At 49.8% G+C, this 11,642-nt stretch carries 7 protein-coding genes; 1 reads left to right on the forward strand and 6 read right to left on the reverse strand.

Going from position 1 to position 11,642, the window contains the following annotated elements; genetic code table 11:
* Positions 1–177: 177 nt before the first annotated feature.
* The 6 genes from PLE7327_RS07575 to PLE7327_RS07600 form a co-directional block, all read right to left on the reverse strand.
* The gene (locus tag PLE7327_RS07575) at positions 178–471 is read right to left on the reverse strand and encodes a Mo-dependent nitrogenase C-terminal domain-containing protein (protein WP_015143266.1); all 294 of its coding nucleotides are present in this window, start codon (positions 469–471) and stop codon (positions 178–180) included.
* Between the two features lie 310 nt (positions 472–781).
* Positions 782–1,162, reverse strand: a complete 381-nt coding sequence (locus PLE7327_RS07580) for a response regulator (RefSeq protein ID WP_015143267.1) — start codon at positions 1,160–1,162, stop codon at positions 782–784.
* A complete protein-coding gene (locus tag PLE7327_RS25190; RefSeq protein WP_217523349.1) occupies positions 1,134–5,780 on the reverse strand; it encodes a PAS domain S-box protein in 4,647 nt (1,548 codons plus the stop codon). Before PLE7327_RS25190 ends, PLE7327_RS07580 begins: the two co-directional genes overlap by 29 nt.
* Positions 5,777–8,119 (reverse strand): response regulator, encoded by a 2,343-nt coding sequence (locus tag PLE7327_RS07590; protein ID WP_015143269.1) that lies wholly within the window; start codon positions 8,117–8,119, stop codon positions 5,777–5,779. Before PLE7327_RS07590 ends, PLE7327_RS25190 begins: the two co-directional genes overlap by 4 nt.
* A gap of 175 nt (positions 8,120–8,294) precedes the next feature.
* Positions 8,295–9,269 carry a heme o synthase gene (locus tag PLE7327_RS07595; protein ID WP_015143270.1) on the reverse strand — a complete coding sequence of 325 codons (975 nt, stop codon included), beginning with the start codon at positions 9,267–9,269 and terminating at the stop codon, positions 8,295–8,297.
* A gap of 84 nt (positions 9,270–9,353) precedes the next feature.
* Positions 9,354–10,280 carry a heme A synthase gene (locus PLE7327_RS07600; protein WP_015143271.1) on the reverse strand — a complete coding sequence of 309 codons (927 nt, stop codon included), beginning with the start codon at positions 10,278–10,280 and terminating at the stop codon, positions 9,354–9,356.
* Positions 10,281–10,586: 306 nt separating this feature from the next.
* On the opposite strand from PLE7327_RS07600, the gene PLE7327_RS07605 reads away from it, so the two are divergent.
* Positions 10,587–11,600: a cytochrome c oxidase subunit II gene (locus PLE7327_RS07605; RefSeq protein ID WP_015143272.1), complete on the forward strand. Its 1,014-nt coding sequence runs from the start codon at positions 10,587–10,589 to the stop codon at positions 11,598–11,600.
* Positions 11,601–11,642 lie beyond the last annotated feature (42 nt).

Below are 11,642 nucleotides of genomic sequence, written 5' to 3' on the forward strand. Positions count from 1 at the left end.
TTAGTTTCTTCGCCGACGAAATCTAGTTGTTTATGAGCGTACATAGGTCAATCGCCTCCTTAATGTCTGCTGCATGCAGCGGATCATTTATATTGTTTATTTATATTTGTATAGTTTGATAAAAGTTAAAATGGTGACGCTTGCATTTTGCCAGTCGAGAAATTTTATTAGGTTGGATTAGCAATATAGGGTTATATCTTCATGACATTCATCTGCCAAATAGCAGAGAGCTTTAAATCTTAGTTCGACTAATTGTTCGTAGAAAGGATTGAGCTTGCAAAGGGGTGGTATGTGTAGTACTGTGCGATTGAAAAGTTTAATTTCTCTTTCAAAAGGACAGCGGGCAGGAATTAGCCGGCACAATACACGAGCCAATCGATCGCTATTAATTTCTATGGATTCTAACCACTGGCGTACCTGGTGTAATGGTTCGATGTTGAAATTAAAATTATGAGAAGTAAAATTTTTCATTGGGTTGAGCTTGTCACTAATTAAAAAACTGAGATTTTACCCATTCTCTTGACTGCATAAGGTCGATTTTGGCAAAGGAAAGATTTTTAGGGAGTAGCCAAAAAATAAGCCAGTACGATCGCGCCGATCCCAATAGCAGCACTAGAGAGCAGAGGAGTCCATTGAAGTAGTGAAATCATAACCAAGCGAGTTTTCCTACAAGGAACTTTAGATGCACAACTCGGCTAATTGGCTGCGAGATCGTCTCAGCCTGAGTTGCTGTATCTTGACGTTAGAGCGGAAAAATGAAGAACCAATGAAGACAATTCAATTAATCTTCCCAGCCTAAAATTTCTGCTACGCTATTGGCTAAAGTCATTGTCTTGAAAGGTTTGGGGATCGTTCCTGCCACCTTTAGTCCGACGAAGCGTTGGCGATCGCTAGCTTGCACCTTAGCCGTTAGCAAAATTACCGGGATCTGGGCGGTGGCTGGATTCGCTTGTAGCTTCTGAAAAGTCTCGATGCCGTCCATATCCGGCATCATAACATCCAAGAGAATCGCATCTGGCTGTTGGGTTGCGGCTATTTGCAGCCCCTCGCTCCCCGAACTTGCCATCGATACCTGCCAACCGCCCACGACTTCCAGGGCGACTTGCGCCACGTCTCGGATGTCCTCGTCATCGTCAACGATCAGAATGTGTCTGACTGTCACGGTTGTCGTCCCCCTTCCTGTATCGAATAATCCGACCGAGCAATTTAATGACTCGCTGCTCGAATTGCTCTGGCGTAATGCGACCTTTGGTCAAAAATAGCGTCTGTCCTAACTTTAGACGTTCTCGCTCCGAATCGTCTAAATCTTTGGACGTATAAACGACTAGAGGAACTTGGCACAAGCGGTTATGCTGTCGAAGCCAGTCTACTACGGCAAAGCCATCGCATTCTGGCAGAATGAGATCGAGCACCAACAGATCGGGAAAAATTTGCTGACTCAATTGGATAGCTTCTCGTCCCGTCTGAGCGTGGTAAGTCTCAATGCCATGGCGATCGAACATGGCAATCAGGATTTGTGCTAGATCTGCGTCGTCTTCTACAATGAGGACTTTAACTTTTCTATTTGGATCGGTCAAGATTCGTTCCAGTGCTTGGAGGAGCGATCGCTCGTCTGGAGGTTTAACGATCCAATCGCTGACTTCTGGAGTCGCTTTTCTGGCATCGGGAAATAAACCACTGAGAATAATGACGGGAATATTTTTCGTCTGAGCGCGTTCTTTTAGCGTCGCTAAAGTTTCCCAGCCATTCATACCGGGCATCATCAGGTTAAGGAGAATGACATCGGGTTGTTCTTGCGCTGCTAGCTTGACTGCCTCTTGTCCCGAAGCGGCGGTAATGACTTGATAATCTTGATGTTCTAGCACCATTCGCACCACAGAACGAACTGAAGCATCGTCATCGCAAACTAATACCAATGGACCGCTAGGATGAGTGCTGGCTTTTATTTCTTCTTCTTGCGCCAGAGGCAGGGTGAAAGAAAAGGTACTGCCTTCTCCGAGAAGGCTCTCAGCCCAGATCTGACCTCCGTGGTGCTGCACGATGCTGCGGCAGACAGCTAATCCCAAACCCGTCCCTCCTTTTTGACGCGAATCAGAGGCATCGACCTGCTGAAAGCGTCCGAAGATTGTCTCGATTTTATCAGGAGGAATCCCCCGTCCTTGGTCGCGAACTCGAAAGAGTATGTAACTCGGTTCCTTCTCTCTCACTTCGGCAGTCAGCCACACGGTAGAACCTGGGGGTGAAAATTTAATGGCATTGCTGAGTAGATTCGTGAAAACTTGAACGATTCGGTCGGGATCTGCCCATAATCGAACCGATAGAGGAGAGACGGATAAAGTGACTCCCGCTGCAACCGCCATGCTTTGCATGACCTCTACCGAAGCCGTCATCAAGTTAGCAGCATCGCAGGCTTGTTTGGTTATCGTGGCTTTGCCCGATTCAATGCGTTCGATATCCAGGATATCGTTAATCAAGCGGACTAACCGATCGGCGTTCTTGGCAGCAATATTGAGCATGTGCTGACTTCGTTCGGGTTGGCTACTCAAGACACCGCTGGCAAGCAGATCCAAGGCACCGAGTATGGAAGTGAGGGGAGTGCGCAATTCGTGGCTGACTATAGAGACGAACTCATCCTTGAGCCGTTCGATTTCTCGGCGATCGCTGATATCCTTCATAAAGCAGTAGTGCCCGACAAACTGCTGTTTGTCAGAGACTTTGACCATCACAACTTGCTTATCAAAGACCGATCCGTCTTTTCGCAATGCCCTGACTTCCATTTCCGCTTTGCCGTTAGCGAGTAGCTTTTGGTAGGCAGCTCTCATTTTTTCCCGGTCTTCTGGATGGACGATCGCTTGCCAGTCCATGCCGATCAACTCTTCAGGGGCATAGCCAACCATGCTGGCGTAAGCCTGGTTGACGTAGATGTAACGTCCTTGCACGTCTAGCCGCGAGATGCCTTCTACCGCACTTTCAAGGGCATTGGTGACGACAAGCAGTTCTTCTTGGGAACGGGCTATTTCTTGACGCTGGCGAATTTCTCGTTCTAGGAGTTGCGCTTGGGCTAGGGCAATGCCAATCTGGTCTGCCAACTGCCGCAGAAGTTCGGTTTCAAAGCTAGACCACTGACGAGGGGAGGCGCACTGATGGGCAATTAATAGTCCCCAGAGTTCTTCTTTTTGAAGGATGGGAACGACTAAGTTGGCTTTCACGCCAAACTGCTGGAGAAATTCGACGTGGCAAGGTTGGATGTCAGCCCGTTCGATATCGTCGATCGCGCTCACTCGTCCCTGGCGGTATCGTTCTAGATATCCTTCCTGAAAGCAGGGATCGACAATGTTCTGTCCGAGAGTGACCGGAAAGCCGGGAACCACCGACTCTTGAACCACCGTTCCCGATCCGTCTGCATGAATCTCAAAGAGCAAAACGCGATCGGCCTCCAGAAATCCCTGCACTTCTGTAACGGTGGTTTGCAGAATTGTTTCGAGTTTCAGAGAGCGACGAATCTTGAGGGTAAGTTCGGCAAAGAGTTGCGATCGCAAGTGTCGGCGCTGCAATTCAGCTTCGGAGCGCCTGCGTTCTATTTCTGAGCTAGCACGAACGGCAAAAATTGTCAAGACTTCTTCCATCAAACGGGTATCTTCTAGCGGTTTGCGGCTGAGGACGGCGATTAACCCCAGAGGGTGACCCGTTGAATCAAACAGTGGAGCGCCCAGATAGCTTTGAGCTTCTATTGCTGCGAGATAGGCATCTAAGGGAAATTGCTGCCCAACGTCGCGGGGATAGACTCTTGGCTGCTGACCCACAACCTGCGCGCAGGGAGTATTGGCGAGGACGTACTCGAAATTGTCAAGGATTTGACCGTTGCCGCAGCCAGCAATTATCCTAATGCGATCGCCTTCTGGCTCGACTAACTCGCCGACGAAGGCATATTCGACTCCCAGCGCTTTGGTGAGGTACTGTACCAGCGACTGAAAGAAAGCTTCTCCCGTCTCGGCGGAAACGCCCAAAGTAATATTGCGCAGGATTTCTTCTCTGTGCTTGCGATCGCTAATGTCGTGGAAATAAACCGATAAGCCTTCTTTAGATGGATAGGCATGCACTTCAAACCAGGTAGCAAGCGGCGGATAAAACTCCTCAAATTCGACGTTAACTCGTTCTGAGACAGCTTTGTGATATTCTCGATCGAAAGTAGAACCCACGGCTTCGGGAAACTCATTCCAGACATTCTTGCCTAGAAGTTCTTCTCGCTTCCTTTGCAGGCGCAATTCTGCTTGTCGGTTGATATAAGTAAATCGCCACTCTTTGTCTAAAGTAAAAAAGGCATCGCCGATACTTTCCAGAATATTCGTAACTTGGCTTCTCGCGGCTTCTGCATCGGCCCGTGCCGCTTGTTCTCGCTCTAATAGCCGAGCCAGTTCTTTCTCTGCCCGTTTGCGATCGCTGATATCGCTGCCAATGCCGAGAAACCCAGTAACATTCCCCTCTGCGTCGTACAAAGCCGTTACTGACAGCAGCACGGGAAAACGGCTGCCATCTTTGCGAATATAAGTCCATTCTCGCTCGTCTGGCTCTTCCCGACGCGCCTTAGCGACAAAAGCCTCAAATCCTGGTTCGATGGCAACTCCCAACTCTTGAGATAGCTCTTGCGCCCGCTGCCTAACTTCGTCCTCGTCGTGGATGATAACGGGGGTTGTTTTCCCAACTACCTCTGCCGCTGTATATCCCAACCACCGCTCCGCAGCCGTATTAAAGGTAGTTATAGTGCCATCTACCGTCGTAGAAATTATCGTGTAGTTGGCGCTATCCAAAATCGCTCGCTGTAGCATTGTTGCCTCTTGGATTTTTGCTCTCTCGCGAGTTAATTGTTGATTGATAGCTTTTATGCTTCGCGCGTACCCCTGAGCTTTTTGAGCGAAACGAACGGCTCCGGCGAGCAGCACGCCTATGACTAGCCCTCCACCCAACACGACTGCGGGGAGAAGGGAGCGTTCCTCAGCCAGCAGGGTGCTGGTTGGGTACACTCGCAAGCGCCAGGTAACGCCCTCAAAATGTACGTTTGCCTCGCGGCTCCATTTTCTCTCAAGTTGCCTGTCCGATTTAGAGCGATCGCGGCGGTAAATTTCTTCGCTGCCGTCGAAAATCGCGATCGCATATCCCGGCGCAACATGTTGGGGCAACAGAGTATCGAATAGCGACTGAGTGCGAAAAACCCCAAGGATAAAACCGTCGAAGGATTTTGGATTAATTGTCCCTTGTTTCCCATCTTCTAAAAAAAGGGGAACGTACACTAAAAACCCCTTACCTCCTTGTGTGAGGGTAATAGTGCGAGTGATGGTTACAGTCTCCCGTTGGCGAGCTTCTTCCAGGGCAAATCGCCGCCGTTCCTCTGATGCGAGATTGAGGTTTTGCGCAGCTTCATTGCCTGCTAGCGGGACGATCCAACGAACATAATAAGCAGAGTCTACCCATTCGATCGCCTGAAAACCAGGAAAATCTCTAATGTAGTTAGTGGCATCTACCTGCCATTCAGCTTGAGGAGTTCCGCTTTGTCGTTCCCAGCGCTCTGCCATCCGCTTTAGGGCAAGAATGCGATTGCGCATCTGTCCGGTCACTTCCTGACTCGCACCTGTAGCGGTCGATTCAACTTTTCTGAGGATCTGAACGCGATCGCGATCGACTAATGTCTGAGCGAGCCACAGAGTCGCAATCCAAACCCCTAATCCAGCCAGTGCGGGAAGCGATCGCATCTGCCAAAATTTTGTCGTTTGCAGTTTCCTCAAGTTCTTTCTCCTCTCCCTTCTCTTGCTCGGACGCAGTTGCCTCCCGCTGCTTTTACCTGCTCCAGTACGGCGTCGGCTGACCGATAGAGCGCTTGCAAGTCAGTCCCATCCTGGGGATACTCAACCACTCCCGCACTGAAGGTTGCCCGAAACGCAGTCCCATTAGGAGCCACAAACTCTTCTTGGCGAAAAGCCTCCAAGACATCGGACAGTCGCCGCACGCCATCGCTGCGGGTCATTCCGCACATTCCTACGACAAATTCTACCCCTCCCCAGCGAGCGATCGCGTCTTCGCCTTGAAAAGCTCGCCGCAGCATCGCTCCCAGTCGAGACAAAACGCGATCGCCAGCTTCATAGCCATACTGGATATTGAGCGGCTTAAAGCGATCCAGCTCTAGGATAGCGAAGCAGAGGGGCTGATGGTAGGACTCAGCCATGTCTAGAAGCTGGTTCAGCTCCTGAATGGACTTGCGGCGATTGGCAACTCCTGTCAGCGCATCAGTTTCGCCGAGATAGCGCAGCAAGTGCGATCGCTCTAGGCGATTGAGAATGCGGGTAATCAATTCTGGACCGACGATCGGTTTAGTCACGTAATCGTCGGCACCCACTTCAAACACTCGATGCATCGTTTCGGCATCGGTATGGGCAGTGAGAAACAGCACGGGTAGCGCCGACCAACGCGGGTCGTTGCGCACGACCTGACACAGTTCGATCCCGCCGATCTGGGGCATTTGTACGTCTAAAACTAGCAAATCCGGCGAAGTCGCTTCCAGGACATTCCAAAACCGCAAGGGATTTTCGAGGGTAGAAAGCTTGATGCCCCAAGGCTCTAGTAAAGTTCGCAGAGTCGCCAACACTTGAGGATCGTCGTCTACAATCATTACCCGCGCTTCGGCGGTGCGATGTCTCTCCATTACTTGCGCGATCGCTTCCATCACCTGAGTTGGGGATACGGGCTTTTGTAAAAACCCCCGTCCGCCCAGACGCGCTACCTTGACGCGATCGAGCAAACTGTTGCGCTCGGTGAGAACGATCGCGGGGATGGAGGGGGTGCGGGCACTCAGTTCTCCTAGCCATCCCAACTCATTCTCGCTAGGAGCCGAGGAGAGATCGAGCAGCACTGCATCGGGTTGCTTTCTCAAGATCCAGTCTCTAGCTGCCGTCAGGTCGGTTACTGTTTCTCCCCGCATGCCCCAAGCTGCCGCCTCGCATGCCAATTCCTGAGCTAGCGAGCTATCTTTGCTGGCGATCGATAGTAAGGGGCGATCGTCAGTCGATAAGCGATCGAAAGACTTTTTCCCAGTCGCCTGTTCTAGTTCCCGGCGCATAGCCACAACTAATGCTGATAAATGCTGTCTTTGCGCTTGGCTTAGGGGTTCTCCTGTCTGAAGCAGTTGTTCCATTTCTCTCGCTAGGCGGGAGCCTTCGTCGAGATCGAACATGCCCAGCGAACCTGCCAGCTTGTGAGCTTCTGCAACTGCCATCTGCCGCAATTCATTGTCTAAATTGTCCTTGAGCATCGCGGTAGTCGCCTGCTCGATTACGGCAACTCGGCTGCTAAATTTTTCTTTAGCTCGCTTCCAAACGCCGAGGGTTTCTGATGAAGCTTGTTGCTCTCGCTCGGATGACAAGCGCTTCGGCTTCTTGCCCGGTGCGGGTTGCTCTTTGACTTGTCTGAGGCGGTAGCCAATACCGTAAACCGTCTCGATCGGATCTTCGGATAATCCTGCTGCCCTCAGTTTCATCCGCAACCCTTTGATATGGGCTGTTACGGTTTCTTCTCCAGGAATTTCTTCTAACGACCACAGATGGTCGAGAATGGCGCTGCGGCTAAATACTCGGTGGTGATTGCGCAAGAAAAGTTCTAATAGACCGTATTCTTTAGGGGTTAAATGGAGTGGGCAATTATTGTAGGTCACTTCACAGGTACTGGGATCGAGGCGCAGGTTGCCCCACGTCAGTTCCGGTGAGAATTCCGCACTTCTCCGCCGCAGGAGAGCGCGCATGCGAGCCAGCAATTCCTCCACCTCAAAGGGTTTGGTCAGATAATCGTCAGCTCCTGCATCCAATCCCATAATTTTATTCGTGATGTTATCTTGGGCAGTTAATAAGAAAATGGGCGTTCGCAGCCCCTGGGATCGCAATCGCCGACAAAGGGTTATGCCATCGATTTTGGGAAGCCTTACGTCTAGCAAGATCAGGTCGTAGGAATAGGCTTCCGTCAATTCCCAACCCATTTGCCCGTCGGTGGCAACATCAACGGTGTAATGCTGGTCTGCAAGGGTTTTGACAAGCATTTGAGCCACCAGATCGTCATCTTCAACTAGTAGAACTTTCATGGCGGTCAATTACCGCAAGCGATCGCGCCTTGAGTGAAGAGAAGGAGAACTAATCTCAGCTTAGCCTGCTTTAAGTCGGGAAAGCGATTTTAGTTTGTCAATTGAAACAGTTCCTAGAAACCAAAAAATAGCGGGCGCTTTGCCCGCACTAGACTCAGTAGAAAAAAAATGAATGTTATAGGCTCGGAATCAGGCTCAAGAGCGAATTCAAATTCTCTGCCACGACGGTCGCTACGCGATCGCTCATCGGCAAGCTATCGACGACCATACCCGTACACAATAACATCAGGTAAAGGATCGAATATTTAAACAGCGATCGCGCGACATCTTTATCAAAAGGTGCTTGCTTGAGCTGCCATGCCTTGCGGATAAAAATGCTTCCCAAAACGACCGCTATGCAAGCATACAGCACTCCCGCTGCTCCTAATGGATAAACGAGCAACAAGGTACAAGGCACGACTAACAGCGTGTAAATCCAAATTTGACGACCCGTTGCTTCTTCGCCTTCTACAACGGGCAACATCGGCACGTTCGCCTGGGCGTAGTCGTCTTCGATCGTCAGCGCCAGTGCCCAGAAATGGGGCGGAGTCCACAGAAAAATAATTGTAAATAAGACCCAAGCCGCCCAGTTTAAATCGCCCGTCACGGCCGCCCAACCCACTAATGGGGGAATTGCCCCTGCCGCCCCGCCAATGACAATGTTTTGAGTTGTATGGCGCTTGAGTAAATGGGTATAGACGAGCATATAAAATCCAATACCAGACATTGCCAAGATCGCGCTGAGAAGGTTAACGAATGCGGTTAGCAAACTGAAGGAGAGAATCGCTAGGATAATGGCAAAGATGAGGGCATGGCGAGGCTGTACTCGACCGGAAGGAATGGGACGCGCCCTCGTCCGCAACATGTCATAGTCGATATCGCGATCGTAAATACAGTTGAGCGTTTGAGCAGAAGCGGCTGCTAAAGTTCCTCCGACTAGAGTTACTAAAAGTTTCAAGGGGTCTACTCTGCCGCCAGATGCCATCCACATTGCTGCTGCTGTAGTAATTAGCAACAAGGGAATAATCCGAGGTTTGGTTAATTGGTAGTAGCTTTTAATGATTCCTACAAAATTTTCGTTGCGTCGGACAACATTCGTCCCAATTGTCATTGAATTTAAATCCTCAATCAGTAATCAGCGATCGGTGTTAGAGACGCGATCGATCCCGTCTGTACATCAGTTAATGTTTAATGTTTATCGATAACTGACGCGATCGCGTAGCGCGAAGACGCTAAAAGCTACTAGAGTAGCGAGTAAAGCAGCGCCTACTGTATGATGGGCAACCGTCAGGGGTTCTACTTGCAAACGCAACCGGAAGGTCGCAATCCCCAGTAAGATTTGTAGGGCGACTAACCCCCCCACAACCGAGGCGAGTTTTCGCATAACTGGAGCCAGTGCGGGAGTTCGCCAGGTCATAACCACGACGGCTAAACATCCCAACGTTGCGGGGATGACCCCCAGAATGTGACTGTTCATCACTGCGCAAAGCTGAGAAGTTCCCAAACATTGATGGAGCGCCCAGCGAGAGGCGACTAAGCCGCCCAGCAAACTTTGTAAGTAAACCAGAATAGCAGCCGTCAATCCAACCCAAGTTAACTTAGCCCCCGTGCCCGTACCTTGGTAGGGAGTCAGGCTGATTGCAATGACGATTAACGTACTCAAAAATGTCATTGCCGTGCCCAAGTGAGCGGTTACGATATCAAACCGCAGCAGTTCAGTTACGGTCAGTCCGCCCAGGATACCTTGGAAAACGATTAACCCCAGAGCAAATATGGAAGCCCATGGCAGCCAATTGGGAAGGTTTCGCCGATACCACCCCGATAAACCGACCAGCGCGATCGTGCTACAGCCGATTAAAGCGGCATCCAAGCGATGAAACCACTCCAAAAATACCTGAAGGTTCATCTGCTGGCTGGGAATTAGTTGTCCGTAACATAGGGGCCAGTCGGGACAGGCTAGTCCGGCATTCATGACCCTGGTGGCACTGCCAACTGCCATTAATAGCAGCGTTGCGATCGCTATCTTCCATACTAAACGACGCATCCACTTTTGGACTGGCGACTCGGTTGGGAAAGGTTTTTGGGAGGCTTCGATCTGAGAGCGAAGAATCGATTCTGTCATATGACGAATAATCTGGTTAAAAGGTTGCCTAGAAATGGGGATTGACCTGCTAGGCTAATTTCGTTGTTGAAAACAAACTCAGGCTCTACTTATCTACTAATTGCTTTGTTACCAGCTTGTGAGGAATCTTCAGACTGAGTTTACAATTCAGTTACATTTAGTTACATCTCGTTGGAGATAATGCGTTAGTAAGGGAGCGATCCCAAAGAAAAGCTAAAGATGGGATTGAGAATTTTCGAGACCCATCAAATTTCTTTAACAAATTGGCTACCTTGTATATAGGCAAAAGACTATTAGTTGAGAACCGTGAATATTCCAAGCAACATCATTACACTGATTATCGGGATCGTCTTAACCCTAGTCAGCCTCTGGTATGGTCAAAACCACGGTTTATTACCCGTTGCTGCTTCCCAAGAGGCAGAGCAGGTAGACGGAATCTTCAATTTCATGATGACCATTGCCACGGGTCTATTTCTTCTGATCGAAGGCGTACTTCTCTATTGTGTCTTTAAATTTCGCAGGCGCAAAGGGGATAAAACCGACGGTCCTCCCATCGAAGGCAACGTGCCGCTAGAAGTTCTGTGGACGGCAATTCCCACCGCGATTGTCTTGGTTCTCGCTATCTACAGTTTTGAGGTCTACAACAATATGGGAGGTCTCAATCCAATGGCTTCTCACGACATGGGATCGCACCAAATGACTCATCAGACGGCAGTTCCCCCATCTTCCTCCGAGCAAGTGGCACTTGCCTCAGATGCCAATGGTCAACGAATCGCTCTCGGATTGGGTGCTTCTCCAAACGAGCAAGCGAAAGAGCCACCCCTAACGGTTAATGTCAACGGCATTCAATATGCTTGGATTTTTACCTATCCAAGTGCGGGGATCGTTTCTGGCGAGTTGCACGTTCCTGTAGGACAACCGATTCAACTCAATATATCGGCGGGCGATGTCATACATGCCTTTTGGGTGCCACAATTGCGGATTAAGCAAGATGCGATTCCGGGACGAGATGCCCAACTGACCTTTACGGCTACTCGCACTGGCAAATATCCTGTTATCTGCGCCGAACTCTGCGGGGCTTACCATGGCGGCATGAAGACCTATCTTTACGTTCAAACCCCAGAAGAATACAACCAATGGGTACAAGACAATACCCTCGCTCAAAAAGAAGATTTTAATAAGGCAGTAGCCGTTAATTCAGCTAACGTTTCCAATGGCGAATTTTTAGCGCCCTATACCCAAGAAATGGGGATTGAAGCTGAAACCTTAGACCAATTACACGCCTTACATCATTCGATGGTTAGCACGAATCACAACTAACTAACCAAGGACAAGTGACGAAGGACTTTTGACAAAAGACAA

The organism is Pleurocapsa sp. PCC 7327 (genome assembly GCF_000317025.1).
Lineage (GTDB): Bacteria > Cyanobacteriota > Cyanobacteriia > Cyanobacteriales > Microcystaceae > Hydrococcus.

Coding starts and splice junctions, on each gene's coding strand:
- PLE7327_RS07575 (WP_015143266.1), bottom strand. CDS start 471: ATGAAAAATTTTACTTCTCATAATTTTAATTTCAACATCGAACCATTA.
- PLE7327_RS07590 (WP_015143269.1), bottom strand. CDS start 8,119: ATGAAAGTTCTACTAGTTGAAGATGACGATCTGGTGGCTCAAATGCTT.
- PLE7327_RS07595 (WP_015143270.1), bottom strand. CDS start 9,269: ATGACAATTGGGACGAATGTTGTCCGACGCAACGAAAATTTTGTAGGA.
- PLE7327_RS07600 (WP_015143271.1), bottom strand. CDS start 10,280: ATGACAGAATCGATTCTTCGCTCTCAGATCGAAGCCTCCCAAAAACCT.